This is a genomic window from Microlunatus parietis (assembly GCF_013407955.1).
Classification (GTDB): Bacteria; Actinomycetota; Actinomycetes; order Propionibacteriales; family Propionibacteriaceae; genus Microlunatus; species Microlunatus parietis.
The window spans coordinates 7,104,444-7,130,453 of the sequence record NZ_JACCBU010000001.1 but is presented as its reverse complement, the minus strand read 5'-3'; the positions used below and the strand labels follow the sequence as shown (position 1 = coordinate 7,130,453).

Below are 26,010 nucleotides of genomic sequence, written 5' to 3'. Positions count from 1 at the left end.
TGATCGCCTCGTGATCTTGGAGGCGATCATGGTCGACCTGAACGACGAGTTCACCGGCCCGGTTCTCGATCAGGGCCGGTGGCTCGACCACTACTTCCCGCACTGGACGACGCTCGACCGGTCGGCCGCGCGCTACGCGTTCGTACCGGACGGGTTGCGGCTGCGGATCGATCATGATCAACCGGCGTGGCGGGTCGAGGACGGCCCGATGCGGACGTCCGGGCTGCAGACCGGCAGCTTCGCCGGGCCGGTCGGCAGCAGCACGGGTCAGCAGCGGCACCGTACCGACGGGCTGGTGGTGCGGACCGCCGTGCCCACGCGGCACCTGTGGACCCCGAGCGCCGGCCGGGTCGAGGTGACCGCCGCGGCCAGCCCGGACCCGGCCTGCATGCTCGGGATCTGGCTGGTCGGCGTCGAGGACGGGGCACCGGAGGACTCGGGCGAGATCCTGCTCGCCGAGCTGTACGGCAGCATGATCGGCCCGGGCCGCTCGACCGTCCGGCTCGGCGTGAAGGCCCATCACGACCCCCGGCTGACCACCGACGTCACCGACCATGAACTGCCGCTCGACGCGACCACGCCGCACCGCTACGGCACCGAGTGGGACGAGACCGGCGTCCGGATCCTCGTCGACGGCCACCTGATCAAGACCTACGACCAGGTCCTGGCGTATCCGCAGCAACTCATGATCGCCCTGTTCGAGTTCCCGACCGCCGAGGACCGCGACCCGGCCGCCTACCCCAAGACCGCCGACGTGCTCCGGGTGTCCGGCTCCGGCCGCTGATCAGGCCCGCCCGGTCCGATCGATGTGCACGCCGGAGTGAATTTCCGCCGGTCAGTCACGGCGGAAATCCACATCGGTCGGGATGCAAGGTGAGCGCGATCAGGCAACAAACTCGGCGCAGGAGCCGAATCGAGCCGTTCCGTTCCGCAGGGCCTTGCCAGTCGGGTCGGGCGGCGGTCGGGGATGATGGGGGCGTGAAGCTTCTCGAATCCACCTTGTCCGGTCTCAAGGCCTCCAATGTCGTCCTCGGCCTGATGCGGATCAACTCCCTTGACGATGATCAGATCCGCGACTTGGTCGCGGCCGCCCGGGACGAGGGCATCAACGTTCTTGATCATGCCGACATCTACGGCGGTGATCATGGTTGCGAGCGCCGATTCGGCGACGCGGTCCGGCCGACCGGGGCCGATCGCGAGGCCATGATCATCCAGTCCAAGGTCGGCATCCGGCAGGGCTATTTCGACTTCTCGGCCGAGCACATCGCCGAGTCGGTGGACGAGTCGCTGCGCGCGCTCCGGACCGACTACCTCGACATCCTGCTGCTGCACCGGCCGGACACGCTGGTCGAGCCGGACGAGGTTGCGGCGGCGTTCGACCGGCTGCACGAGGCCGGCAAGGTCCGCCACTTCGGCGTCTCCAACCACACGCCCGGCCAGATCGAACTGCTGAAGCGGTCGGTACGGCAGCCGCTGGCGTACAACCAGGTGCAGTTGAGCATCACCCACGCTCCCCTGTTCGCGGCCGGGATCGCCGCCAACATGCAGGGCCTGGACCAGTCGATCGACCGGGACAACGGCCTGCTCGACTACAGCCGGCTCAACGGGATCACGCTGCAGGCCTGGTCGCCGTTCCAGAAGGGCTTCTTCGACGGCGTCTTCCTCGGTGACCGGGAGCAGTACCCGGAGCTGAACGACGCGATCGACGAACTGGCCGAGAAGTACGGCGTCACCCCGACCGGCATCGCCGTCGCCTGGATCACCCGCCACCCGGCCGGCATCCAGGTCGTCCTCGGCACCACCAAGCCGGACCGGGTCCGCGAGTCCGCCGCCGGCTCCGAGGTGCCGCTGACCCGGCAGGAGTGGTACCGCCTGTTCACCGCGGCCGGCTACCGCGTTCCCTGACCGAGATCAGGAACGGAGAGCGTCCCGGATCCGCTCCGCATAGGCCTGCTGCTCGCCGTCGGCGTACTTGGTCCGCGGCCAGAAGAAGCCGCGCAGCCCGTCGCCCTTGCTCCGCGGTACGACGTGCAGGTGCAGGTGCGGTACGGACTGGCTGATCACGTTGTTCATCGCGACGAAGCTGCCCTGGGCCCCGAGCGCCGTGCCCAGGGCGGCGGCGATCTCCCGGCCGAGGTCGAGCAGCGGCTGCATCAGGTCGGGCGGCAGGTCGAGCAGGGTGTCCACATGATCGACCGGGATGATCAGCACGTGCCCCTTGAACACCGGCCGATGATCAAGGAACGCCACCAGCCGGTCGGTCCGGGCCACCTCCGCCGCCGGCAGTTCGCCGCGCGCGATCTGGCAGAAGATGTCGTCGCTCATGGCGGCGATCCTACTGAGCCAGGGCCCGGGTCTCGGTGAGCAGCGGCAGCGCCCCGGTGATCATCGCGTCGTAGTCGGGGCCGCTGCCCAGCACGCCGCGGAACGCGATCAGCCCGGCCAGGATCTGCAGGGCGCGCAGGTCGCGGCACAGGGCGAGCCGTTCCGGGTCCGGGCCGAGGGAGGCCAGTTGCGGTTCGTCGACGTACCAGGAGAGCAGGGCGAGGTCCCACTCGCGCGGCGCCAGGCCGACGTCCTCGAAATCCAACCAGCGCACGCCTTCCGGCGTGTTGATCATGTTCCCCGGGTGCAGGTCGCCGTGCACCGGCAACAACGGCGACGGCGGGGCGAGCCGGAAGTCGCGCAAGCGCTCCGCTGCGGTACGGAGCGCCCGCTCCCCCGCGGAACCGAGCAGGTCGGCGGCTCGGTCCAGCCGGTCCAGGCAGTAGGCCAGGTCCTGGTTGACCGACCCGAACGGCTCCAGCGGGCCCGGGTAGCCGGCGAGTTGATCATGCAACGGCCCGATCAGAGCGAGGCAGTCCTCGAGCGTCGGCGCGGGCGCGTCCGGCCGCCGCTCCGCGTACTCCCAGAACCCGATCCAGTGGCCCTCGTGGTGGTACGGCCTCGCCGGCAGCAACGGGCTCGGCCCGACGACGGGCGCACCCTGCCCGGCCAGATAGCCGGTCACCGCGAGCTCCCGGCCCAGCGACGATTCCGGGTCCCGCATCCGAGCGGTGAAGGTGGCCACCCGCGCCACCACCGGTGCGGGCCGCAGGTGCACCATCAGCCAGAAGCCGTCGGACAGGACCTCCGGCTCGGTCACGGTCAGGCCGAGCTCGCGGCCCAGCCCGACCGCGGCCCGCAACGCGGCCGGTGCCGGGTCGTCGGTCCGCTGGTGGCCCTCGAACGGATTGCCCATCCCGGCAGGATAGGCGAGCAGTTCACCGGGCCGTGGTGATCAGCCCGGCGGCCGCCTGCTCGGCCAGGTGACCGCGACCAGGCGCTGTTCCAGGGAGGGGCGGCTGATCCGGGTGGCGGCGGTGATCAAGAACCGGCCGTGCCCGACGCCGGCGTGTTCGACGGCAAGTTCGATGACGTCGTCGGTGGGCAGCCCGGTCCGATCCACGTCGACCGTACAGTCACGATCTTGACTTCGGGTTTTGACGGGTTCAGGGGACGAAGCGGTAGCCGACGCCCGGCTCGGTCCGGAAGTGCCGCGGATGGCTCGGCTCGGCCTCCAGTTTGCGGCGCAACTGGGCGAAGTAGACGCGCAGGTAGTTGGTCTCCCGGTGGTAGGCCGGACCCCAGACCTCCTGCAGCAGTTCGGTTTGCCGGACCAGCCGGCCCGGCCGCCGGGCCAGCGCCGCGACCAGTCGCCACTCGGTCGGCGTCAGGTGCACCTCCTCGCCGTCCCGGGTCGCGATCTGCTCGGCAAGATCAAGTCGCAGCCTCTCGGTGGTGATCACCGACTGGTCGCCGGCGAGTTGATCAGGACCGCGGCGCAGCGCCGCCCGGATCCGGGCCAGCAGTTCCTCCATCCCGAACGGCTTGGTGACGAAGTCGTCCGCACCAAGATCAAGTGCCTCCACCTTGTCGTCCGACTCGTGGCGGGCGGACAGCACGACCACCGGCACCGCGCTGAACTCGCGCAGCTTCGCCAGCACCGACACCCCGTCCAGGTCCGGCAGCCCGAGATCGAGCAGCACCAGGTCCGGCATCCGTTCGTTGATCACCTGCAGGGCAGACCGGCCGTCCCCGACCGTCTCCACGTCGTAGTCGCGTGCCCGCAGGTTGATCCGGAGGGTACGCAGGATCGCCGGGTCGTCGTCCACCGCGAGGATGAAGGTCACTCCGGTCCCCGTTCGGCCGCCGGCAGGTCGATCACCAGGGTCAGACCGCCGCCCGGTGTGTCCTCGGCGGAGAATTCGCCGTGCATCACCTCGGTCAGGCCGCGCGCCACCGCAAGCCCGAGCCCGACGCCGTCGCCGCGCGGCACGTCACCGAGCCGCTGGAACGGCGCGAACAGCTTCTCCTTGCCCTCGCCCGGCACTCCGGGACCATGATCGACGATCCGCAACGACACCCACTCCCGCCCCGACTCGTCCTGGAACGGCGCGGCCGTGACGTCGATCGACGCCTCGGCCGGCGTGTAACGCAACGCATTCTCCACGATGTTGGCCAGTACCCGGTCCAGCAGCCCGGCGTCCGCCACCGCGAGCGGCAGGTCGTCGCCGATCTTGACCGCGATCCGCTGCGCCTCCGGCAGCGACCTGGTCACCTGGTCCATCGCGGCACCGAGGTCGACCTCGGCCAGCAGCGGCTTGACCGTGCCCATCTGCAGCCGGCTCATGTCGAGCAGGTTGCCGACCAGCGCGTCCAGCCGGTCCGCCGACTCCTCGATCGTCTCGAGCAGCTCGGCCTCGTCCTCGGCCGACCACTCGATCGTGCCGCGCAGGCTGCTGATCGACGCCTTGATCGCCGCCAGCGGGCTGCGCAGGTCGTGCGACACCGCGGCGAGCAGGGCGGTCCTGGTCCGGTTCCCCTCGGCCAGCCGGGCCCGCTGCCGGGAGTCCTCCGCCGCCCGTTGCCGTTCCCGGATCACCGCGAAGTGGGTGGCGTAGGCGGTCAGCAGGGTCCGGTCCGAGGCGTCCAGCGGCCGGCCCGCCATGGCCAGGTCGACCTCGTCGTCGATCCGTACCGACACGTCGGCCTGGTCCAGCGTTTCCGGTCCCTGGCCGCACCGGGCCGCGACCCGCTCGACGCCGCTCTCCCGCCGGATCAGCGACGCCCCCGTCATCCCGAACACCTCGCTGGCCTGCCGCAGCAGTTGATCTTGATCTTCGCCGATGTGCATCAGCCGGTGGGACAGGACGGCGAGCGCGTTCGCCTCCGACCGGGCCCGGGTGGCCTCCTCGGTCCGCCGGCCGGCCAGGTCGACCACCGAGGCGACCGCGATCCCGGTGATCAAGAACACGCCCAGCGCGAACGCGTTCTCCGGGTCGGCGATGGTCAGCGTCATCGTCGGCGGTACGAAGAACAGGTTCAGGCAGATCCCGCTGATCAGCGCGCCGACGACCGCCGGCCACAACCCGCCGACCAGTGCGGTCGCGACGACCAGCGCCATCATCATCATCGACTCGGTGGGCAGGCCGTGCAGGTTCGGGGTCGACCACAGCACCGCGGTCAGGATCACCGAGCCGATCGTGGCCATCAGATAGCCGGCGACGGTCCGTTTCCGGCCGACGTTGGGCCGGCGCCGGTGCAGCAGGGACCGGGCCCGGGCGTAGTCGTGCGTGACGACGTGGATGTCGATGTCGCCCGACTCCGCGATCACCACCTCGCCGATGCCCGGGCGCAGCGCGGTGGCCAGCCGGCTGCGGCGGCTGGCGCCGATCAGGATCTGGCTCGCGTTCACCCCGCGGGCGAACTCCAGCAGCCCCTCGGCGGTGTCGGTGGCGACCACGGCGTGGAAGCTGCCGGACAGCTCGGTCGCCTTCTGGCGCAGCCGTTCCAGCTGTTCGGCCGACACGCCCTTGAGGCCGTCGCTGCGGCTCACGTACACGGCCATCCACTCGGCGCCGGCGGTCCGGGAGGCGATCCGGGCCGCCCGCCGCATCAGCGCCGCCGACTCCTTGCCGCCGGAGACCGCGACGACGATCCGCTCCCGGGTGGTCCAGGTGGTGGCGATGCCGTGCGCCTCCCGGTAGCGCTCCAGGCCCTCGTCCACCCGGTCGGCCAGCCAGAGCAGGGCCAGCTCACGCAACGCGGCCAGGTTGCCCTCGCGGAAGTAGCGGGACAGCGCGGTATCGATCTTGGTCGCCGGATAGATGTTGCCGTGCGCCATCCGGCGGCGCAGCGCCTGCGGACTCATGTCGACCAGCTCGACCGCGTCGGCGGCCCGGACCACCGCGTCCGGCACGGTCTCCTGCTGCCGGACCCCGGTGATCGACTCGACCACGTCGTTCAGCGACTCCAGGTGCTGCACGTTGAGCGTGGTGATCACGTCGATGCCGTGGTCGAGCAGCACCTCGACGTCCTGCCAGCGCTTCTCGTGGGCCGCCGGATCGGCCGGGTCGCGGACATTGGTGTGCGCCAGCTCGTCGATCAGGGCGACCTGGGGCGCCCGGCGCAGCACCGCTGCAAGATCGAACTCGGACGCCTCCAGCCCGCGATAGCGCAGGTGTTTGCGCGGCACCACCTCCAGGTCGCCGAGCTGGGCCTCGGTGAGCTCCCGGCCGTGGGTCTCGACCAGGCCCACCACCACATCGGTGCCGCGGGCGCGGCGCCGCCGGCCCTCGTTGAGCATGGCGAACGTCTTGCCGACGCCCGGCGCCGCGCCGAGATACACCCGAAGCTTCCCGCGATCCATATCGCTAGTCTGCTCCCAGCGCCTGGTTCAGGGAGACCACGTTGACCCGTCGTTCGCCGAGAAAGCCGAGCATCCGGCCCTCGGTGTGGGCCGCGACGAGCCGCTGGACGTCGGCCACCGGCAGGTCCCGCGCGGTCGCGACACGGTTCACCTGGATCGCCGCGTACTCCGGCGAGATGTAGGGCTCCAGGCCGGACGCGCTCGCCGTGACCGCGTCCGGCGGCACCGCTGACTCGGGCACACCGTTGGCCTTCGCCACCGCGGCCCGCCGCTCCTGGATCGCGGCGATCAGGTCCGCGTCGTTCGGGCCGGCGTTCGACCCTCCGCTGGCCAGCGCGTCGTAGTCGCCGGCCGACGGCCGCGGCTGGAACCACTGGTCGCCCTCGAAGGACTGCCCGATCAGGGCCGACCCGACGACCTGGCCGTTCTCGGTGATCAAGGACCCGGCCGCGCGGTACGGCATCGTGAAGCCGATCAGCCAGACCGCCACCGGGTACGCGACGCCGAGGACCACCGTCAGCACGGCGACGGCACGCAGGCCGGTCAGCAGCTGCCGGACGAAGTTGGGGAAACGTGCATTCATGATCTTCAGCCAATTCCTGGGATGAGGGAGACGAGCAGGTCGATGATCTTGATCCCGAGGAACGGCACGATGAGGCCGCCGAGACCGTAGATCAACAGGTTGCGGCGCAGGGTCGCCGCCGCGGCCGCCGGCCGGGCCTTCACGCCCCGCAGCGCGAGCGGGATCAACGCGACGATGATCAGCGCGTTGAAGATCACCGCGGACAGGATCGCGGAGGCCGGCGAGGAGAGCCGCATGATGTTCAGCGCCTGCAGCCCCGGGTAGGCGACCGCGAACATGGCCGGGATGATCGCGAAGTACTTCGCGATGTCGTTGGCGATGGAGAACGTGGTCAATGCGCCGCGGGTGATCAACAACTGCTTGCCGATCTCCACGATGGAGATCAACTTCGTCGGGTCGGAGTTCAGGTCGACCATGTTGCCGGCCTCCTTCGCCGCGGCGGTGCCGCTGTTCATCGCCACCCCGACGTCCGCGGCCGCCAGCGCCGGCGCGTCGTTCGTCCCGTCGCCGGTCATCGCGACCATCCGGCCGCCGGCCTGTTCGGACTTGATCAAGGCCATCTTGTCCTCGGGCGTCGCCTCAGCCAGATAGTCGTCCACGCCGGCCTCGTCGGCGATCGCCTTGGCGGTGCGCGGGTTGTCGCCGGTGATCATCACCGTCCGGATGCCCATCGCCCGGAGCTGGTCGAACCGCTCCCGCATGCCCGGCTTGACGATGTCCTTGAGGTGGACCACGCCGAGGATCCGGGCCCGGTCGCCGATCTTGGTCGCCACCACCAACGGGGTGCCGCCGGCGGCGGAGATCTCGTCCACGACCTCGGCCAGCCCGGGCGCGTCGGTCCCGGCCCAGGCCAGGATCGCCGAACCGGCACCCTTGCGGATCTGTTCCTCGCCGTCCGGGCCGGCCAGGTCGATACCGGACATCCTGGTCTGGGCGGTGAACTCGACGAACGTCGCGCCGTTCGGCAGGTCGTCGTCGCGGGATCCCTGCCGCAGGCCCAGCTCGACGATCGAGCGGCCCTCCGGGGTCTGGTCGGCCAGGCTGGACCAGCGGGCCGCGTCGCGCAGCTCGGCGTCGCCGACCCCGGCCAGCGGCCGGAACTCGGCCGCCTGCCGGTTGCCGTACGTGATCGTGCCGGTCTTGTCCAGCAGCAGGGTGCTGACGTCACCGGCCGCCTCGACGGCCCGGCCGGACATCGCGAGCACGTTCGCCTGCACCAGCCGGTCCATGCCGGCGATGCCGATCGCGCTGAGCAGCGCTCCGATGGTGGTCGGGATCAGGCAGACCAGCAGCGCGACCAGCACCGCCACCTGCTGTGGTGCGCCGGCGTACGTCGCCATCGGCTGCAGCGTCGCCACCGCCAGCACGAAGATGATCGTCAGGCTGGACAGCAGGATCGACAGCGCGATCTCGTTCGGTGTCTTGCGCCGGGTCGCGCCCTCGATCAGCGCGATCATCTTGTCCAGAAAGGATTCCCCGGGTGCCGCGGTGATCTTGACCACGATCTCGTCGGACAGCACCGTGGTGCCGCCGGTGACCGCGGACCGGTCGCCGCCGGCCTCCCGGATCACCGGCGCGGACTCGCCGGTGATCGCCGACTCGTCCACGCTCGCGACGCCCTCGACCACGTCGCCGTCGCCCGGGATGATCTGCCCGGCGACGACCCGGACCCGGTCGCCGATCTTGAGCTGGGTGCTCCGCACCTCGGTCACGGTGCCGTCGGTCTCGAGCCGGTGCGCGACGGTGTCGCTGCGGGTGGCGCGCAGCGTGTCGGCCTGCGCCTTGCCACGGCTCTCGGCGACCGCCTCGGCCAGGTTGCCGAAGATCACGGTCAGCCAGAGCCAGATCGCGATGCCGGCGTTGAACAGGCTCGGCTGTATGACAGCGAGGATCGTGGTCAGGATGGCACCCAGCCACACGATGAACATCACCGGCGACCGGAACAGGTGCCGCGGGTCCAGCTTCCGTAGCGCGTCCGGGAACGCCTCGACCAGTTGCCGGCCGAGGCCGGCGTGCACGATCTGCCGCCGTTTGTGCGTCACCGGTGCCGGCCGGTCGAGTTCCGGCGCCACCTTGAGATCGGTCCTGCTCATGAGAGTGCCTCCGCGATGGGTCCGAGCGCGAGCGTCGGGAAGAAGGTGAGGCCAGTGATCAACAACACTTCGCCGATCAGCAGGCCGATGAAGAGCGGTGTGTGGGTGGGCAGCGTCCCGGACGTCTTCGGTACGGTGCCGGCTCGGGCCACCGACCCGGCCAGCGCCAGCACCAGCGCGATCGGCACGAACCGCCCGATCAGCATCACCAGGCCGAGCGTCATCTGGAAGAACGTCGAGGTCACGGTCAGACCGGCGAACGCGCTGCCGTTGTTGTTGCCGGCCGACGCGTAGGCGTACACCACCTCGGAGAAGCCGTGGATCCCGGAGTTCGCCATCGCGTCCGGGGTGCTCGGCAGCGAGATCGCCGCCGCCGTGCCGACCAGCACGCAGACCGGCATGATCAACACGAACAGGGCGACGTAGGTCATCTCCTGCTGGCCGATCTTCTTGCCCAGGAACTCGGGCGTCCGGCCCACCATCAGCCCGGCGATGAACGTGGCCAGCACGGCCATCACCAGCATGCTGTACGCGCCGCTGCCGACCCCGCCCGGCGACACCTCACCGAGCAGCATGTTGAGCATGATCACGCCGCCGCCCGGTGCCGTGAACGAGTCGTGCATCGAGTTGACCGCGCCGGTCGAGGTGCCGGTGGTGCTGGCCGCGAACAACGCGCTGGCCCAGGCGCCGAACCGGACCTCCTTGCCCTCCAGTGCCGCGCCGGCCAGCTGCGGCGCCGCACCGACCCGGGACACCTCGGCCCAGACCGTCAGCGCGACCGAGGCGAGCCACAGGATCGCCATGGTGGCCAGGATCGCCAGGCCCTGCTTCTGGTTGCGCAGCATGGTGCCGAGCGTCCGCGGCAAGCTGAACGGGATCACCAGCAGCAGGAAGATCTCGAACAGGTTGCTGAGCCCGTTCGGGTTCTCGAACGGGTGTGCCGAGTTGGCGTTGAAGAACCCGCCGCCGTTGGTGCCGAGTTCCTTGATCACCTCCTGGCTGGCCACCGGGCCGCCCGGCAGGGTCTGCTGACCGCCGGCGATCGTGGTAATCGTTTGGTCCGGCGCGAAGTTCTGCACCACGCCGGTCGCGATCAAGATCACCGCGCCGATGATCGCCATCGGCAGCAGCAGCCGGAAGCAGATCCGGATCAGGTCGACCCAGAAGTTGCCCAGGACGTCGGACCGGACCGCGAGGAAGCCGCGCACCACGGCCGCGAAGACGGCGATGCCGGTGGCCGCGGAGACGAAGTTCTGTACGGCCAGACCGGCCATCTGGGCGGTGTAGCCGAGGGTGGACTCCCCCGCGTAGGACTGCCAGTTGGTGTTGGAGACGAACGAGGCCGCCGTGTTGAACGCCATGTCCCACGGCATCCCCGGCAGGTCCCGGCTGAACGGCAGCGCGCCCTGCCCGACCAAGATCAGGAACAGCACGACCAGGCCGGCCAGCGAGAAGCCCAGCGTGGCCAGCAGGTAGCTGGTAGTGCTCTGCTGGTTGTCCGGGTTGACGCCGAGCAGCCGGTAGGTGACCCGCTCCACCCGGTTGTGCCGGGTCGGCGTCAGCACCGCGGCCAGATAGTCGCCGAGCGGCACGTGGACCAGCGCCAGCAGGCCGATCAGCGCGGCGATCGTCAGGACCCCCGAGAGTTCCGGCGCCATCAGAAGCGCTCCGGCAGGACCAGCGTGACGACCAAGTAGACGATCAGGCCGGCGACCAGCACGATCAAGCCGGCGGATTCGAGACTCATGATCACGATTCAACGCGGGCCCGGGCGGTCCCGGCCGGTCGTTGACGCCGTCCTCATCGATCTTGACGCCGTCTTAACCCGCCCGTTAGGCGCGCCCCTGCGCTGGGTACCTGGCCGGAGTCAGCGAAAGGAGCACCGATGAGTGACACCCTGCCCGGACGCCGTACCGTCGCCCACGCCGCCAGCCCGAGCTTTCGGGCGTCCCGACCGCTGGCGGATCACCTGCAACAGTTGCACGTGGACCTGATCGACCTGCACCTGCAGGGAAAGCAGGCGCACTGGAACGTCGTCGGCAAGAACTTCCGCGACCTGCACCTGCAGCTGGACGAGGTGGTCGCGGCGGCCCGCGAGTTCTCCGACGACCTCGCCGAACGGATGCGGGCGATCTACGTGACGCCGGACGGCCGCGCCGCGACCGTCGCCGACCGGTCCAGCCTGGCCGAGTTCCCGGCCGACGAGGTGGATACGGCCGAGACCGTCGACCTGATCACGACCGCGCTCTACACCGTGGCCGGCACGGCCCGCCGGATCCACGACGCCGTCGACGCCGAGGACCCGACCACTGCGGATCTGCTGCACTCGATCCTGGAGCGGATCGAGCAGCTGGCCTGGATGATCGACTCGGAGAACCGGATCGCCAACCGCAGCATCCCGCGCCCGATCAACGAGTAGCCCGCCCGGCTCGCCGGGAGGCCGGGTCGGCCCCGGCCCTGCCAGGATGGGCGCCATGGTCGAGCCAGGAGGCGGAGAGCCGCCCGAGCAGCGTCCCGACGCGTGGCTTCCGCCCGGGGGCCGCCGAGAACCGGCGGGCGCGCGGCCGCCCGAGCCTGGGCGGTCGGGCCGACCGCCCGAACCGGGCGGGGTGACCGGTCGCTGGCCCGACCCGCCGTCCTGGCCGGCCTGGCAGCCGCCGCGGCCGACGGCTCCCCGGTCCCGCACGCCCGCGTACGTGCCGATCGTGGTGATCGGGGTCGTCGTCGTGCTGCTGATCGCCGCTGCCGTCGTCGCCGGCCGGAGCGTGGCCGGCCTGCTGGACCGGACCGGGTACGCGGACCGGCCCCGGATCGAGCGGCCGACGCCGCGGCCGTCCGCGCCCCCGGTCCCGGAGCGGCCGGTCACCGTCCCCTGGCGGATCGAGCCGGGCCAGCTGCGGCCCGACCTGACCGGTGCCGAGTTCGTCGGGCCGGTGGACGGCGACTTCTCCGGCCCGTACGTCTCGGCCGTGGATCCGAAGGTCGCCGACATCTGGGTGGCGCTGACCGGGGACGACGACGAGCGCGGGATGGTCGCCCACGGCCTCGATCCGGCCACCGGCCGGCCGTTGTGGGACCGCCCAATGGAGGGCGGACTCTGCGCCACCGAAGCGGATCGCCGCGGAGTGGCCTGCGCCGAGCTGCTGGACCGGGACCCGGCGACCGGCCTCGGCCGGAGGTGGCGGCTGCACCTGCTCGACCCGCGAACCGGCGAGCCGCGGATCAGCCGGGAGGTGGCCGGCTGGTTCAGCGCCCTGCACCGCTCCGGCGACACCCTGGTGGTGCTGGAGCAACGCGAGCCGGCCCCGCACGCCGTGCTGCACGGCTTCGATCTCGCGACCCTCAAGCCGCGCTGGGAGCTGGACCTCAACAAGCAGCCCGGTCACGGGCAGCTGTTCAGCGAGAACCGCATCATCGCGCGCAAGGACCCGGACCGGGAAGGCGTGGTGATGGACCGGCCGCGCTTCCGCGACGTCGGGTACGGCCCGAAGGCGGAGCAGACCGGAGACGGCGGCCTGGTGGCGTTGTGGGCCGGCCAGCGGACCGCGTTCGTCCAGCCGCGCACCGGGAAGTTGATCATGATGCCGCGGTGCTCCCGGCTGGTCGACGACGGCAGCCGGCTCTGGTGCAACGAGCCGGACGGTGCGAGGGCGTATTCGTACGCCGGCCAGGAATTGCTCAAGGTCACCGGGCCGCGGCTCGCCTTCCCGGGCGACGACGGCGTCGGGGTCGACCGGAACCGGCCGATCTTCATCAACGAGGTCGGCGCGCCGGTCGCCGTCGATCCCGAGACCGGCAAGGTCGGCCGGCCGTACAGCGTCCCGGGCTCGGGATCGGCGTTCGGCCAGACCACGATGCCGGGCGCCGAGACCGTCGGCGAGCACACCCTGCTAGTCGGCGAGGGCGGGGCGATGCTGGTCGACCCGAAGCAGGACAAGATCACCTGGATCAACGAGCACATCACCCACACCGACACCCCGATCCTGATCAAGGACGAACTGCTCCTCGGCGCCTACCGGGCCGATGTCGTCGACCTGGCCACCGGGGAGCGGCGGGCCACGGCCAAGCTCGAGGGGCTCTACACGGTCAACGTCGGAGAGCGGATCGCCGGAGTCGGGCCCGACCTGCTCTGCGTGCAGCAGTTCGGTTGAGTCGTGCTCTACCTTCGGACGGGGGCCGCAGAATCTTCGCCGGGTGAAAGGTAGGACATGGGCGAGCCAGGTACCGCCGAGCGTGTCGTGGGATCCGAGACCGGTCTGACGGCCGCCGAGGTGGCCGAACGGGTCGCTGCCGGGGCCGTCAACCACGCGCGGCGCCGCACCTCGCGCCCGTTCTCGCAGATCCTGCGGGCGAACTTGATCACTCCGCTGAACGGGGTGATCGGCGTGCTGGCGGTGATCGCCGTGTCGTTCGGCGGGTGGAAGCAAGGTCTGTTCGCGCTGGTGATCGTGGCCAACATCCTGATCGGCACCCTGCAGGAGGTACGAGCGAAGCGGACCCTGGACAAGCTGTCGCTGCTGAACGCCGCCCCGGCCAAGGTGCGCCGCGACGGGCAGGTCGCCGAGGTCGCACCGGACCAGCTGGTCCGTGATGATCTTGTGCTGGTTGAACCCGGTGATCGCGTCATGGTGGACGGGCCGGTGATCGAGTCCCGCAACCTGGAGATCGACGAATCGCTGCTGACCGGCGAGGCGGACCCGGTGCCGAAGGCCGTCGGCGACGGTGTCCGGTCCGGGTCGTTCGTGGTCGCCGGTTCCGGCGTGTTCCGGGCCGAGCAGATCGGTGCCGAGGCGTACGCCGCCAAGCTGGTCGAGGAGGCGAGCCGGTTCGCGCTGGCCCGCTCCGACCTCCGCGAGGGCATCAACCGGTTCATCAAGTTGATCACCTGGCTGATCGTCCCGATCGCCGTCCTGCTCGTGATCAGTCAGCTCGCGTACACGGCCGACTGGCGCGCGATCATCGTGTCGACCGTCGCCGGGATCGTGCCGATGATTCCGGAAGGGCTGGTGCTGCTGACCTCCGTCGCGTTCGCGGTCGGCGTGGTCCGGCTCGGCGCCCGCCGCTGCCTGGTCCAGGAACTGCCCGCGATCGAAGGGCTGGCCCGGACCGACGTGTTGTGCCTGGACAAGACCGGCACCCTCACCGAGGGCGGCATGGACGTCGACGAGCTACGGCCGGTCGGCGACACGGACGAGCGCACCATCGGCGAGGCGTTGGCCGCGCTGGTGGCCGCGGACGACACCCCCAACCCGACCGTGCGGGCGGTCGCCACGCACCTGACCACCTCCGGCGTCGCGGCTCCCGGGTGGCCGGCCGACGAGGTGCTGCCGTTCTCGTCGGCGCGCAAGTGGAGCGGCGCAACGTTCGCCGGTCAGGGCACCTGGCTGCTCGGCGCTCCGGAGGTGCTGCTGGACCCCGACGATCCGGCCGGCGTCGAGGCGGACCGGGTGGCGTCCCAGGGATTGCGGGTGCTGGTGCTGGTGACCGCCGAGTCGGCGACCACCGCCGGCGGGGCGATCGGCGTCGTCCCGCGGGCGCTGGTGATCTTGCGGCAACGGCTGCGCTCGACCGCCGCCGAGACGCTGGCGTACTTCAAGGAACAGGGCGTCGCGGTCAAGATCATCTCCGGCGACGCCGCGGTCTCGGTCGGTGCGGTGGCCCGTCGGCTCGGCGTCGACGGTGCCGCCGAACCGGTGGATGCCCGGCAGCTGCCGACCGACCCCGACGAGTTGGCCGACCTGCTGGAGCGGGCCACCGTCTTCGGCCGGGTCCAGCCGCATCAGAAGCAGGCCTTCGTCAAGGCGCTGCAGTCCCGCCGCCACACGGTGGCGATGACCGGCGACGGGGTGAACGACGTGCTGGCCCTCAAGGACGCCGACCTCGGCATCGCGATGGGCTCCGGTTCGGCGGCGTCCCGTTCGGTGGCCCAGGTGGTGCTGCTCGACGACGAGTTCGCCACCCTGCCGCACGTGGTCGGCGAGGGCCGCCGGGTGATCGGCAACATCGGCCGGGTCGCGGACCTGTTCCTCACCAAGACGACGTACGCGATCGGGTTGGCCCTGTTCATCGCGCTCGGCGCGACGTTCGCCTGGATCACCGGCCGGCCGCCGCTGCCGTACCCGTTCCTGCCGATCCACCAGTCCTTGATCAACGCGTTCACGATCGGGATCCCGGCGTTCCTGCTGGCGCTGGCGCCGACCTTCGAGCGGGCCGAGCCGGACTTCGTCAAGCACGTGCTCCGGTTCGCCGTGCCGGCCGGGATCTGCTGCGCGGTGCCGACCGGGATCGTCTATCTGGTCGCGCTGAACCACCACGGGCCGGGCACCGTGCTGCCCCAGGTGACCGCCACGATCACGTTGTTCGGCCTCGCCGTCGGCGCGCTGGCGTTGGCGGCGAGGCCGTACGTGTGGTGGAAGATGATCTTGGTCGGGGCCTGCGCGACCGCGCTCGCGGTGGTGCTGGCGACACCGCCGCTGGCGGACTTCTTCGATCTCGAGGGCCCGACCCCGTGGAACCTCGCCGCCGCCGCGATCGCGATCGGGGCCGGCGTTGCCGGTTACGCGGGCTACCGGTGGGTGAAGCGCCTCCGGGAGTGAATTTCCGCCGGTTGTTCGCGGCGGAAATCCACCGAAGTACCTCGTCCGGCCTCAGCCGGCGATCTTCCTGGTGAGCTCGGCCACGGTGAGGACCTCGGCGAACAGGAAGCCGAGCGTGGCCAGGGTCGCCTTCTGCAGTTCGGCCGCCGTCGCACCGGGCATGTCCGCGGTCGCGGTGCCGTCGCTGAGGAAGAGGACCCGGAAGTCCCGCGCCACCGCTTCCCGTGCCGTGGTCTCGCAGCAGACGCTGGTCGCGAAGCCACTGATGATCACCGTGTCGACCCCGCGCGCGTGCAGGATCAGATCGAGGTCGGTGCTCTGGAACGCGCCGTGCCTCGGCTTCTCCAGCAGGACGTCGCGGTCGTCGATGACGAGGTCGGGGTGCAGCGCGGCCGACTCGCTTCCCTCGGTCAGCATGCCCAGGACCAGAGGATTGATCTCGCCGAGCACCCCGACGTTGGACCCGTCCCGCCGCAGCACGTGGCTGGTGTGGACGACGAGGATGCCGGCGGCGCGGCAGACCTCGGCCAGGCCGTTGACCCGGGCCAGCGTCGCCGGGCCGTCGGGCGCGGAGCTCGGGTAGCCCTCGACGAAACAGTTCTGCATGTCCACGTTGATCAACGCGGTGCGATCCGGGACCACCGTGAAATCGGCCATCGACCGATCCTCGCGCGTCCGCCGCCGCCTGACCAGTGTCGAATGACACCGGTCAGGCGGCGGCCGAGCTTCGCTCAGCCGCGCAGCGAGCGGAGGACGTACTGCATGATGCCGCCGTTGCGGTAGTAGTCCGCCTCGCCCGGGGTGTCGATCCGGACCACCGCGTCAAAGCTGACCGGGTCGCCGGAGCCGGTCGCGGTGACCTTGACCGTCTTCGGCGTGCGGCCCTCGTTGAGCTCGGTGATGCCGGTGATCTCGAACGTCTCCTCGCCGGTCAGCCCGAGCGATTCCGCGTTCTGGCCCTCCGGGAACTGCAGCGGCAGCACGCCCATGCCGATCAGGTTGGACCGGTGGATCCGCTCGTACGACTCCGCGATCACGGCCCGGGCGCCGAGCAGGGCGGTGCCCTTCGCGGCCCAGTCCCGGGAGGAGCCGGAGCCGTACTCCTTGCCGGCCAGGATCACCAGCGGCGTCCCGGCGGCCAGGTAGTGCTGCGACGCCTCGTAGACCGTGGTCACCGGGCCGTCGGCGACGGTGAAGTCGCGGGTGAAGCCGCCCTCGGTGCCCGGCGCCAGCTGGTTGCGCAGCCGGATGTTGGCGAACGTGCCCCGGATCATCACCTCATGGTTGCCGCGCCGGGAACCGTAGGAGTTGAAGTCCCGCCGCTCGATGCCGTTCTCGGTCAAGTAAGCACCCGCGGGGCTGTCCGCCTTGATCGAACCGGCCGGCGAGATGTGGTCGGTGGTGATCGAATCGCCCAGCTTGAGCAGCACCCGGGCGCCGGCGATGTCGGTCACCGGCTCCGGCTCGGCCGGCATCCCGTCGAAGTACGGCGGCTTCCGGACGTAGGTGGATTCGGCGTCCCACTCGAAGGTCTGGCCCTCCGGCGTCGGCAGCGACTGCCACTGTTGATCACCGGCGAACACGTCCGAGTACGACTCGGTGAACATCTCGGCGCCGATCGAGCTCGCGACGATCTCGTCGATCTCCGCCTCGGTGGGCCAGATGTCCTTCAGGTACACGGGATTCCCGGCCTCGTCGGTGCCGAGCGCGTCGTTCTGCAGGTCGAGGTCCATCGTGCCGGCGAGGGCGTACGCGACGACCAGCGGCGGCGAGGCGAGGTAGTTCATCTTGACGTCCGGGTTGATCCGGCCCTCGAAGTTCCGGTTGCCCGACAGCACCGACACCACGGCAAGATCATTCTCGTTCACCGCGTCGCTGACCTCGGGGATCAGCGGGCCGGAGTTGCCGATGCAGGTGGTGCAGCCGTAGCCGACCAGGTTGAAGCCCAGCTTGTCCAGGTACGGGGTGAGTCCGGACCGGTCGTAGTAGTCGCTGACCACCTTCGACCCCGGTGCCAGCGTCGTCTTCACCCACGGCTTGCGGGTCAGGCCCTTCTCGACCGCCTTCTTGGCCACCAGCGCGGCGCCGATCATGACGCTCGGGTTGGACGTGTTGGTGCAGGACGTGATCGCGGCGATCACCACGGCACCATGATCAAGTTCGAAGCTCGACCCGTCGGCCAGGGTGACCGGCACCTTCTTGCTCGGCCGCCCGCCGTCACCGTGCTCGCCGTACTCCTTCGGAGCGGCGGCGCCGTTGCCGGTGCCGCGGGACGGGGTGTCGGAGGCCGGGAAGGACTCGGCGACGGCCTCGTCGTAACCCTGCTCGTCCTCGCTCACGTACTCCCGCAGCGCCTCCCGGAAGCCCTGCTTGGCATGGGAGAGCGAGACCCGGTCCTGCGGCCGCTTCGGCCCGGCGATGCTCGGCACCACGCTGCCGAGATCGAGTTCCAGGTACTCGGAGTAGGCAGCCTCGCGCTCGTCGTCGTGCCAGATGCCCTGCTCCTTGGCGTACGCCTCGACCAGCGCGAGTTGATCTTGGTCGCGGCCGGTCAGCTTCAGGTATTCGATCGTCTTGTCGTCGATCGGGAAGACCGCGATCGTCGAGCCGTACTCTGGGCTCATGTTGCCGATCGTGGCCCGGTTGGCCAGCGGCACCTCGGAGACGCCCGGCCCGTAGAACTCGACGAACTTGCCGACCACGCCGTGCTTGCGCAGCATCTCGGTGATCGTCAGCACCAGGTCGGTCGCGGTGGCGCCCTCGGGCAGCTTGCCGGCCAGCTTGAAGCCGACCACCCGCGGGATCAGCATCGACACCGGCTGGCCCAGCATGGCCGCCTCGGCCTCGATGCCGCCGACGCCCCAGCCCACGACGCCCAGGCCGTTGACCATCGTGGTGTGCGAATCCGTACCCACACAGGTGTCCGGGTAGGCATACGTTGTGCCGTCGATCTCGCGGGGGAAGATCACCCGGGCCAGGTGCTCGATATTGACCTGGTGCACGATGCCGGTGCCGGGCGGCACGACCTTGAAGTCGTCGAACGCGGTCTGGCCCCAGCGCAGGAACTGGTAGCGCTCCTTGTTGCGGCCGTACTCGATCTCGACGTTGCGCGCGAACGCGTCCGCGGTGCCGAACACGTCGGCGATCACCGAGTGGTCGATCACCAACTCGGCCGGTGCCAGCGGATTGATCTTGGTCGGGTCGCCGCCGAGGTCGGCCATGGCCTCCCGCATGGTGGCCAGGTCGACGATCGCCGGGACGCCGGTGAAGTCCTGCATCACGACGCGGGCCGGGGAGAACTGGATCTCCTTGCTCGGCTCCGCGTTCGGGTCCCAGCCGGCCAGCGCCCGGATGTCGTCGGCGGTGATGTTCGCGCCGTCCTCGGTCCGCAGCAGGTTCTCCAGCAGGATCTTCAGGCTGTACGGCAGCTTGTCGGCACCGTCGACGGCGGACAACCGGAAGATCTGGTACGAGCGGTCGCCGACCTCGAGGTCGCCGAGGGCCCCGAAACTGTCGACGGGACGGAAACTGTTGACGCTCATGAATTCTCCGTGGGGGTCTCGTTGTCTTGACGTCAAGATATCACTCTTGTCGGGGTCTCACCCGGAGGGGTGAGGGCGGTCCCGCTCCGGAGGGGATCCGCTCGGTCGTCGGCCGGGCGAGGCTGGGGTCATGACAGCATTGCATGCCGAATCGCGCGACGGCAGCCGTACCCGGCTGGCCCTGATCGTGACCGGAGTCTGGGCCATCGCCTCGATCGCGGTGGCCTCGACCTGGCTGGTGGGCATGACCTACACGTTCCCACTCCTCGCCGACGACGGCACGCCCAGGTTCGGGCCGGCCGCCACCCAACTCCTCGCCGCCGTGATCATCGCCACCTCGGCCGCCGGAGCCGGAGCCGTCTTCTCCGGTTTCGGGCTGCGGTCCCGGCTCCGGCCCCGGCCGCTCGCCCTGACCGGGCTGATCCTCGGCGCCACGGCCGCGCTGCTGCAGGCCGCACCGCTGCCGCTGAGTGTGCTCGGTCTGATCATCACCGGCCGGGTCGCGGCGCCGTTCGGCCTGCTCTGGCAGGCGGCGACCGCGGTCGCCCTGATCGGCTTCGTCCGGCTGACCATGATCGAATGGCGCCGGTTCCGGGGCAGTTGCCTGCACTGCGGTGGGCACCACCGGTCGGCGGCCCGGCCCGAGCTCGAACGTCCGGCACCGACGATGGCTCCGGCGGCCGTCTGTGTCGCCTCGGCGATCTCCCTGATCGCGGTGTTCCCGTGGGCCGTCGTCAAGCTCGGCTGGGGACTCGGCGAGACACTGCTCGGCGTCACCGGCGACGAGTGGCGGAGTTCGGCGGACGGGACGGCGATGTCACCGCTGGCCCGGACGCTGGCCGACCTCGGCGTCGACGTCACCGTGCTGGCGGCCGGGGTCGGGATGATCCTGGCCGTGCTGCTGCTCGCCCGGCTGCCGCGCTGGCTGCCGGCTCCGCTGCTACTGGTCCCGGCGGGCCTGGCCGCGGTTCCGTTGATCGCGTACGGCTACCCGCTGCTGATCGGCGGGCTGCTGGGGTTGACCGGCCTGATGCCCCTGCCGCCGCCGCCGGCCGTGCCGGGCCTCGACCTGCCGCTGATCCTGATCTTCGGCGGGTTGGCGTTCGGCGGGATCGGCACCGCCCTCGGCGTCGGCGCGGTGTCGCTGTTGCGGCGCAGCCGGGCGGTCTGCCGCCCGGGCACGTACGATCCGCCGACCCGGGTCGCGGTGATCGGTGGTGGATTCGCCGGTCTGGCCGCGGTCAAGGAGCTGGCGAAGTCCGGCACCGACGTGACCCTGATCGACCAGCGCACGTACGCGACGTTCCAGCCGTTGCTCTACCAGGTGGCGACCGGCGGGCTGAACGCCGGTGACATCACCTACCCGATCCGCAACGCGCTGGCCGGCCGTCCCGGCCTCCGGTTCGTCTGCGACCGGGTCACCGAGATCGATCACGACGCGACCATGATCACGACCGCCGGCGGCGAGCGGATCGGCTACGACTACCTGGTCGTCGCCGGTGGCGCGGTGGCCAACGACTTCGGGATCCCGGGGGTCGCCGAGCACGCGATCGGGATCTACACCCGGCCGGACGCACTGACCGTCCGGGACCGGCTGTTCGGGATCCTGGAGGACGCCGCCCGGGCCGGCGACGGGATCGCCCGGTCGGTGGTCATCGTCGGCGGCGGGGCGACCGGGATCGAGCTGGCCGGCAACCTGGCCGAGCTGCGTGATCATGGTCTGGCGCGCAGCTATCCCGAGCTGGACGCCGACCAGGTCAAGATCATCCTGCTCGAGGCGGGACCGCGGCTGCTCGGGCCGTTCGCGCCCGGGCTGCAGGACTACACGCTGGTCCAGCTGCGCCGGCGCGGCGTCGACGTCCGGCTGAACACGCCGATCGTCGAGGTCGGGCCGGACGCCGTGCGGCTCGCCGACGGCGGCGAACTGGAGGCCTCCCTGGTGGTCTGGACGGCCGGGGTGCGCGGCGCCGCCGAGCCGACCTGGGGCCTGGACCGGAACCGGGCCGGGCGGGTGCTGCTGGACCGGAACCTCCGGGTGCCCGGGCGGCCGGAGGTGTTCGGCGCCGGCGACGCGGCCGTGATCCAGTCCTATCCCCTGCCGCAGCTGGCCCAGCCGGCGCTGCAGACCGGCAAGCACGCAGCCCGGCAGATCCTCCGGCTGGAACGCGATCAGCCGCTGCGCCCGTTCCGCTACTTCGACAAGGGCATCATGGCGACGATCGGCGAGGGGTCGGCGGTGGTGGAGCTGCCGATCGGGCCCAAGATCACCGGGCCGCTGGCCTGGCTGACCTGGCTGGCGATCCACATCGTGTACCTGCTCGGCGGCCGGAACCGGCTGGTCACGGCCGCGAACCTCGCGGTCCGCTACCTGCGGCCGGGCTCGTTCGGGGTGATCGTGGGCGATCCGGTCCGAGCCACGCCGGCAGCCGCCGCTCCGCGACAGCGGTCAGCAGTCCGGTGACGATCATGGCGACCGCGACGCCGGCGATGGCGATCGCGACCGGTCCGGCACCCCGGCTGCCGACATCGAGGAACGGGTACGGATACCAGCCGCTCACCGCGCCCTGGACCATGATCAGCACCACCCAGGCGACCGGCCAGATCAGCGCCAGCAGGCCGGTCCGCAGGTCGATCCGCGGCCGCGGGCCGAACGCGATCCAGCAGGCCAGTACGAGGATCGGCGCGACGACGTGGAGCAGTTTGTCCGTCGCGTACGACCAGCCCTCCAGGTCGAGCAGCGGCCGGAGGAAGAACCAGTGCACCAGCCCGGTGATGATCATCCCGATCACGGCGGCCAGCCGGAGCACCCGCCAGAACGCGCCGTCCCGGTCGGGCTTGATCACCAACGAGACCGCGGCAACAGCGGCGAGCAGATTGCTCTGGATCGTGAAATAGAGGACGAACCGGCGCAACCGTTCCGGCAGCGACGGCGGGTCGTCGGTGATCAACACCGAGGCGCCCTGGATCACCAGCACCAGCTGGGCGACCAGGGCGAAGATCCCGACGGCAGCGGTGATGCCGTGTCCGATCCGGGCGATCAGCACGCTCACTTCGTGATCACGGCCATCACGCCGGCCCGGCGCTGGAACCGGAAGCCGACCTCGCGCTGCTGCCAGGTGTGGCCCGCTGCGCGTACCGCCTCGGCAAGATCATCGAGGTACGGCACCGGGTCGCCGGCGCCGCGCCGGACCAGCGGGTAGAGCCGCACCTCGCCGCGGCTGACCCGGATCAGCTCGGCGATCGCGGCGGCGTGCCAGTCCTGATCGAGCGGTCCGTCCCAGGTGAACAGCAGATGTGAGCAGAGCACCAGATCGAAGCTGTCGTCGGGGAACGGGAGGTCGGGCAGCGACGCCGCGCGGTAGCGGTCCGGCCGGGCCGCCCGGTCGGACAGGAACCGTTCCGTGGCAGCGATCCGCATCCGGTCCCGCCGCTCCGGCGAGCCGTACCAGTCCCAGACGAACTCGTCCCCGTGGTCGGCGGCCATCTGGAAGCACTGCTCGCGGTCCGCGGACAGCACCGCGGCGAGTTCGCCCTGGGTCTGCGCGTACGCGGGATCGGTCGCGACCGCCTGCGCCGCCTCTCCCAGCTCGGCGACGAAGCTCGACCCGCCGGCGGCGCAGTCGAGGATCGTGCCCTTGAGGTCGTCGTCGGCGAGGTCGAACATCGCCCGGTACTCCGCCAGCGAACGGGTGGAGATCAACATGGACGAGACGCTATACCCCGGCGACCGTCAACGGTAGGAACGCGCCCGCGGTCAGACGCTCGGCGTGGCGGACGCCGAGTTCGATCACGGTGTCGTGATCACCGATCGCGTCTTCGCCGACTCCCCGGTCCGTGCCGCGGCGATCAGGGTGAGCACGCCGACGACGAGCGGGATCCAGCCGCCGTCCAACGGGCGGAGCAGGACGATCACCAGACCGATCGCGATCAGGCCCCAGCCGGCCTCGGCCGGGACCCGGCCGGTCAGCCGGACCATCCGCCGGGTGACCAGGCCGAGACTGAGGAACGCCAGGCCGGCCACCATGAACCAGAGCGACGCCACCCGATCGATGCTCTGCACCGAGTTGATCACGCCGTCGGCCAGCACGCCGGGCCAGGGCGGGTCGAGCAGTCCGAGACCGATGTGCACGATCGAGCAGCCGATCATCACCCAGGGGATCCAACGATGCATGGGTTCTCACCTTCCGTACAGTTGTGTATGGACACCATACGCTAGTGTACGGAAGGTGGCGGAACGTGACGGCAAACCCCTGCTCAGCCGAGACGACTGGACCGGAGCCGCGCTGCAGGCGCTGGCCGACGGCGGCCCGAACGGAATCGCGGTGGACCGGCTGGCCAAGCAGCTCGGCGTCACCCGAGGCAGCTTCTACTGGCACTTCTCCGACCGGCAGGACCTGATCACCGCGACGCTGGACCGCTGGGAGCGGGAGAACACCACCGACCAGATCGGCACCGCGTTTGCCGTCGCCGACCCGGTCGAACGGCTCCGCCTGATCATCCGGCGCGTCTATCAGGGCCAGACCGATCCGATCGAACTCGCCCTGGCCGCCCTGGCCGGCGATCCGGTGGTCGCCGGCGCCGTCGCCCGGGTCACCGAGATCCGGCTCGACCTGCTCCGCTCCGTCTTCCGCGACCTCGGCCTCACCCCCGCCGTGGCCCGCGACCGGGCCTGGCTGGCGTACGGCTTCTATATCGGGCACCACCAGCTCAGCCAGAACGAAGCGATCAAGGAACGCCGCCCACCCCGCCTCGACTACCTGGTAGACCTCCTCACCGCCCCCCAACCCCGCTGACCAGTCACCAAAGCAGCGGTTTTGGCGGTGTGTCGCTGCAGAACTGACCGGTCGGCGAGCCGCGGGGCTCGGGGTTCGGCGATCAGTCGGTCGGCACTCCGGTGTCCCGCAGGAGGCCCTGGAGCTGTGACTCGTCGTACCGCGTGTTTTTGCGAGGGTTCGCCCGCAGCGCCTCGAAGAAGTCGTTCATGAACTCGATCACGGGGCGATACCGGACGACCGCCTCGACCAGCGCCGGGTGGGCCAGCCCGTCGAGGCGCTCCGCGTGCCGGACCAGGTTCCGCCGAAGAGTGGGCCCGGCGTCCGCATCGGCGTCGATCATGGCGCCGGCCTTCTCCTGGTCGCCCGGCGGGAGTGATCGGAACCAGAACTCGAGTTGCGCCCCAAAGGCGGTCAGGATCTCGCCGACGTCGAACAGCCGATGCCGGGCCAGGAACTCCCGTTCCCGCGCGGTCAGGTCGAACCGCGCGTCCAGCAGCAGGCCGAAGTCGGTGACGTAGCTGGTCTCGCCGTCCGTCATCAAGTTGCCCAGATGGGCGTCGAAGTGGGCGATTCCCTGCCCACGCAGGAATCCGGCGGTGTCGATCAACTGGCCGATCAGCCGCGGCGCGTCCTCCGGGCGGCGCGCCAGCCAGTCGGCCAGGGAGTGCGGCAGCAGCTCCAGGAAGATCATCGCCTCGTGGGTGCCGCCGGCTCGCTCGGTGACGTAGCGCTCGATGCTCCGGCTCGAATTCCAGTAACGGACGTAGTGATCGAGGTCCGGCAGGCCCGCGGTCCGCCCTGTCCGCCGCAGCACCCGAACGTGGTACGTGAGCGGGAATGCGGCCGAAGCCTCGCCGAGCACCCAGTTCGTCGTCGTCAGGTGGCCGACGATCTCACGCCAGGCGCCGAACCCGGCTGACCACACTCCGTACTGGTAGAACGACGGCAACCGGTAGTGATTACGGGTCGAATAGGAGCGGGACAGCTCCAGGTCGGTCAGCGGAATGATCTTGACGAAGACCTGCTCCCCTGCCACTTCGACGGTCCGGACGTCACCCCAACCCGGCGCTGTCGCTGGACCGCCCACCAGGCTCCGCAACGCGGCGTCGTCGAGGTGGGCGAGTTCGGTGCTGAGCTTCGCGTACCGGGCGCGCCGGCGGGCCGAATCCATGGCAGAACGGTAATCGCCTCGATCACCCCGCCGGGACTTGCCCGAATTCGCCGCGGCGATGGCGTTCCTGGGCGGCGCGGGCGGCGCGGGTCGGGATCGCGGGCTGCCGCAGGTCGGGTCCGTGGTCGGCCGCCGACTCGCCGCGCCGGAACGCGAACCTGGCTCCGGTGATCGGCGACCCGATCCGGCGTCCGGTACGGGTCACGACGACGGTCTGGCCCAGGCTCAGGGAGCGATCGTCGACCTCGATCGCGGCGACCTCGGCCCACGGGATCCGCACGGTGCGCATCCAGCCCCGCAGGACGATGCCGCCGGTCGAGACGACGAACGATTGCCCGCTGCCCCGCCAGATGATCACGAGCAAGATCACCAGCATCACCGCCGAGAAGATCGGAACCCAGTCCGGCCCGCGGTCGCTGACCAGCCAGGCCCGGATCGGCGCACCGAACCCCACGACCGCCACCACGGCCAGGGCGCCGGCCACCACCCGCAGCCAGCGGGCGTACGACGCCCGGTAGAGAACCGTCGCCGCGCCGTGCCGCTGGAGTGTCACGCTCCG

22 protein-coding genes and 1 pseudogene are annotated in these 26,010 nt (G+C 70.5%); 7 read left to right on the top strand and 16 right to left on the bottom strand.

The annotated features are described in order from the left end of the window. Positions 1-10: 10 nt before the first annotated feature. Together BKA15_RS34125 and BKA15_RS34120 are read left to right on the top strand one after the other, a co-directional pair. Positions 11-784 carry a glycoside hydrolase family 16 protein gene (locus BKA15_RS34125; protein ID WP_312879644.1) on the top strand — a complete coding sequence of 258 codons (774 nt, stop codon included), beginning with the start codon at positions 11-13 and terminating at the stop codon, positions 782-784. 194 nt (positions 785-978) lie between these two features. After that, complete coding sequence (locus BKA15_RS34120) at positions 979-1,905, top strand: aldo/keto reductase (protein ID WP_218871689.1); 927 nt, start codon at positions 979-981, stop codon at positions 1,903-1,905. A 6-nt stretch (positions 1,906-1,911) separates the two neighbouring features. Here BKA15_RS34120 and BKA15_RS34115 read toward each other — a convergent pair whose 3' ends face one another. The 9 genes from BKA15_RS34115 to BKA15_RS34075 are packed head-to-tail and all read right to left on the bottom strand — an operon-like array spanning position 1,912 to position 11,114. Further along, entirely contained in the window at positions 1,912-2,325 is a 414-nt protein-coding gene (locus BKA15_RS34115; protein WP_179758055.1) for an HIT family protein, read from the bottom strand. Positions 2,326-2,335: 10 nt separating this feature from the next. After that, positions 2,336-3,241: an aminoglycoside phosphotransferase family protein gene (locus BKA15_RS34110; protein WP_179758054.1), complete on the bottom strand. Its 906-nt coding sequence runs from the start codon at positions 3,239-3,241 to the stop codon at positions 2,336-2,338. Positions 3,242-3,280: 39 nt separating this feature from the next. Next, on the bottom strand, positions 3,281-3,448 hold the full coding sequence (locus tag BKA15_RS34105; protein WP_179758053.1) for a hypothetical protein: 168 nt from the start codon (positions 3,446-3,448) through the stop codon (positions 3,281-3,283). Between the two features lie 43 nt (positions 3,449-3,491). Continuing rightward, positions 3,492-4,172, bottom strand: a complete 681-nt coding sequence (locus tag BKA15_RS34100) for a response regulator (RefSeq protein WP_179758052.1) — start codon at positions 4,170-4,172, stop codon at positions 3,492-3,494. Further along, positions 4,169-6,691: a DUF4118 domain-containing protein gene (locus BKA15_RS34095; protein ID WP_179758051.1), complete on the bottom strand. Its 2,523-nt coding sequence runs from the start codon at positions 6,689-6,691 to the stop codon at positions 4,169-4,171. The genes BKA15_RS34100 and BKA15_RS34095 overlap by 4 nt, the downstream gene beginning before the upstream one ends. Positions 6,692-6,695: 4 nt before the next feature. Then, entirely contained in the window at positions 6,696-7,274 is a 579-nt protein-coding gene (kdpC, locus tag BKA15_RS34090) for a potassium-transporting ATPase subunit KdpC (RefSeq protein WP_179758050.1), read from the bottom strand. 5 nt (positions 7,275-7,279) lie between these two features. Continuing rightward, positions 7,280-9,367 carry a potassium-transporting ATPase subunit KdpB gene (gene kdpB, locus BKA15_RS34085; RefSeq protein WP_179758049.1) on the bottom strand — a complete coding sequence of 696 codons (2,088 nt, stop codon included), beginning with the start codon at positions 9,365-9,367 and terminating at the stop codon, positions 7,280-7,282. Beyond that, positions 9,364-11,025, bottom strand: a complete 1,662-nt coding sequence (gene kdpA, locus BKA15_RS34080) for a potassium-transporting ATPase subunit KdpA (protein ID WP_179758048.1) — start codon at positions 11,023-11,025, stop codon at positions 9,364-9,366. The genes kdpB and kdpA overlap by 4 nt, the downstream gene beginning before the upstream one ends. Beyond that, entirely contained in the window at positions 11,025-11,114 is a 90-nt protein-coding gene (locus tag BKA15_RS34075) for a potassium-transporting ATPase subunit F (RefSeq protein WP_179758047.1), read from the bottom strand. The genes kdpA and BKA15_RS34075 overlap by 1 nt, the downstream gene beginning before the upstream one ends. A 138-nt stretch (positions 11,115-11,252) precedes the next feature. On the opposite strand from BKA15_RS34075, the gene BKA15_RS34070 reads away from it, so the two are divergent. From BKA15_RS34070 to BKA15_RS34060, 3 genes are all read left to right on the top strand, one after another. Further along, complete coding sequence (locus BKA15_RS34070) at positions 11,253-11,786, top strand: Dps family protein (RefSeq protein ID WP_179758046.1); 534 nt, start codon at positions 11,253-11,255, stop codon at positions 11,784-11,786. Positions 11,787-11,976: 190 nt separating this feature from the next. Then, positions 11,977-13,518 carry a PQQ-binding-like beta-propeller repeat protein gene (locus BKA15_RS34065; RefSeq protein WP_179758045.1) on the top strand — a complete coding sequence of 514 codons (1,542 nt, stop codon included), beginning with the start codon at positions 11,977-11,979 and terminating at the stop codon, positions 13,516-13,518. 57 nt (positions 13,519-13,575) lie between these two features. Then, positions 13,576-15,963 carry an HAD-IC family P-type ATPase gene (locus BKA15_RS34060; RefSeq protein ID WP_179758044.1) on the top strand — a complete coding sequence of 796 codons (2,388 nt, stop codon included), beginning with the start codon at positions 13,576-13,578 and terminating at the stop codon, positions 15,961-15,963. Between the two features lie 51 nt (positions 15,964-16,014). Here the strand turns inward: BKA15_RS34060 and BKA15_RS34055 are convergent, their stop codons facing one another. Next, on the bottom strand, positions 16,015-16,620 hold the full coding sequence (locus BKA15_RS34055) for a cysteine hydrolase family protein (RefSeq protein ID WP_179758043.1): 606 nt from the start codon (positions 16,618-16,620) through the stop codon (positions 16,015-16,017). 74 nt (positions 16,621-16,694) lie between these two features. Continuing rightward, entirely contained in the window at positions 16,695-19,505 is a 2,811-nt protein-coding gene (gene acnA / locus BKA15_RS34050) for an aconitate hydratase AcnA (RefSeq protein WP_179758042.1), read from the bottom strand. Positions 19,506-19,635: 130 nt separating this feature from the next. On the opposite strand from acnA, the pseudogene BKA15_RS36155 reads away from it, so the two are divergent. Beyond that, positions 19,636-21,624, top strand: a pseudogene (locus BKA15_RS36155) (NAD(P)/FAD-dependent oxidoreductase); the annotation flags it as partial. A gap of 220 nt (positions 21,625-21,844) precedes the next feature. Here BKA15_RS36155 and BKA15_RS37150 read toward each other — a convergent pair. From BKA15_RS37150 to BKA15_RS34035, 3 genes are all read right to left on the bottom strand, one after another. Next, the gene (locus BKA15_RS37150) at positions 21,845-22,555 is read right to left on the bottom strand and encodes a Pr6Pr family membrane protein (protein WP_312879643.1); all 711 of its coding nucleotides are present in this window, start codon (positions 22,553-22,555) and stop codon (positions 21,845-21,847) included. Continuing rightward, positions 22,552-23,208, bottom strand: coding sequence for a methyltransferase domain-containing protein (locus BKA15_RS34040; protein WP_179758041.1), 657 nt, complete (start codon positions 23,206-23,208; stop codon positions 22,552-22,554). The genes BKA15_RS37150 and BKA15_RS34040 overlap by 4 nt, the downstream gene beginning before the upstream one ends. Before the next feature lie 84 nt (positions 23,209-23,292). Then, a complete protein-coding gene (locus BKA15_RS34035; protein ID WP_179758040.1) occupies positions 23,293-23,676 on the bottom strand; it encodes a DUF6463 family protein in 384 nt (127 codons plus the stop codon). A 55-nt stretch (positions 23,677-23,731) separates the two neighbouring features. Between BKA15_RS34035 and BKA15_RS34030 the strand changes: the two genes are divergently transcribed. Then, entirely contained in the window at positions 23,732-24,298 is a 567-nt protein-coding gene (locus BKA15_RS34030; RefSeq protein WP_179758039.1) for a TetR/AcrR family transcriptional regulator, read from the top strand. Positions 24,299-24,380: 82 nt separating this feature from the next. On the opposite strand, the gene BKA15_RS34025 is transcribed toward BKA15_RS34030, so the two are convergent. Together BKA15_RS34025 and BKA15_RS34020 are read right to left on the bottom strand one after the other, a co-directional pair. Beyond that, entirely contained in the window at positions 24,381-25,451 is a 1,071-nt protein-coding gene (locus BKA15_RS34025; protein ID WP_179758038.1) for a protein kinase family protein, read from the bottom strand. Between the two features lie 22 nt (positions 25,452-25,473). Continuing rightward, positions 25,474-26,004 (bottom strand): hypothetical protein, encoded by a 531-nt coding sequence (locus tag BKA15_RS34020; RefSeq protein WP_179758037.1) that lies wholly within the window; start codon positions 26,002-26,004, stop codon positions 25,474-25,476. Between the last annotated feature and the right edge of the window lie 6 nt (positions 26,005-26,010).

Excerpts from the sequence above, each read along its gene's own strand:
- BKA15_RS34110 (WP_179758054.1), bottom strand. The coding sequence starts at position 3,241 with ATGGGCAATCCGTTCGAGGGCCACCAGCGGACCGACGACCCGGCACCG.
- BKA15_RS34040 (WP_179758041.1), bottom strand. The coding sequence starts at position 23,208 with ATGTTGATCTCCACCCGTTCGCTGGCGGAGTACCGGGCGATGTTCGAC.
- BKA15_RS34060 (WP_179758044.1), top strand. The coding sequence starts at position 13,576 with ATGGGCGAGCCAGGTACCGCCGAGCGTGTCGTGGGATCCGAGACCGGT.
- BKA15_RS34035 (WP_179758040.1), bottom strand. The coding sequence starts at position 23,676 with ATGCATCGTTGGATCCCCTGGGTGATGATCGGCTGCTCGATCGTGCAC.
- acnA (WP_179758042.1), bottom strand. The coding sequence starts at position 19,505 with ATGAGCGTCAACAGTTTCCGTCCCGTCGACAGTTTCGGGGCCCTCGGC.
- BKA15_RS34075 (WP_179758047.1), bottom strand. The coding sequence starts at position 11,114 with ATGAGTCTCGAATCCGCCGGCTTGATCGTGCTGGTCGCCGGCCTGATC.
- BKA15_RS34095 (WP_179758051.1), bottom strand. The coding sequence starts at position 6,691 with ATGGATCGCGGGAAGCTTCGGGTGTATCTCGGCGCGGCGCCGGGCGTC.
- BKA15_RS34070 (WP_179758046.1), top strand. The coding sequence starts at position 11,253 with ATGAGTGACACCCTGCCCGGACGCCGTACCGTCGCCCACGCCGCCAGC.
- BKA15_RS34115 (WP_179758055.1), bottom strand. The coding sequence starts at position 2,325 with ATGAGCGACGACATCTTCTGCCAGATCGCGCGCGGCGAACTGCCGGCG.
- kdpA (WP_179758048.1), bottom strand. The coding sequence starts at position 11,025 with ATGGCGCCGGAACTCTCGGGGGTCCTGACGATCGCCGCGCTGATCGGC.
- kdpC (WP_179758050.1), bottom strand. The coding sequence starts at position 7,274 with ATGAATGCACGTTTCCCCAACTTCGTCCGGCAGCTGCTGACCGGCCTG.
- BKA15_RS34025 (WP_179758038.1), bottom strand. The coding sequence starts at position 25,451 with ATGGATTCGGCCCGCCGGCGCGCCCGGTACGCGAAGCTCAGCACCGAA.
- kdpB (WP_179758049.1), bottom strand. The coding sequence starts at position 9,367 with ATGAGCAGGACCGATCTCAAGGTGGCGCCGGAACTCGACCGGCCGGCA.
- BKA15_RS34055 (WP_179758043.1), bottom strand. The coding sequence starts at position 16,620 with ATGGCCGATTTCACGGTGGTCCCGGATCGCACCGCGTTGATCAACGTG.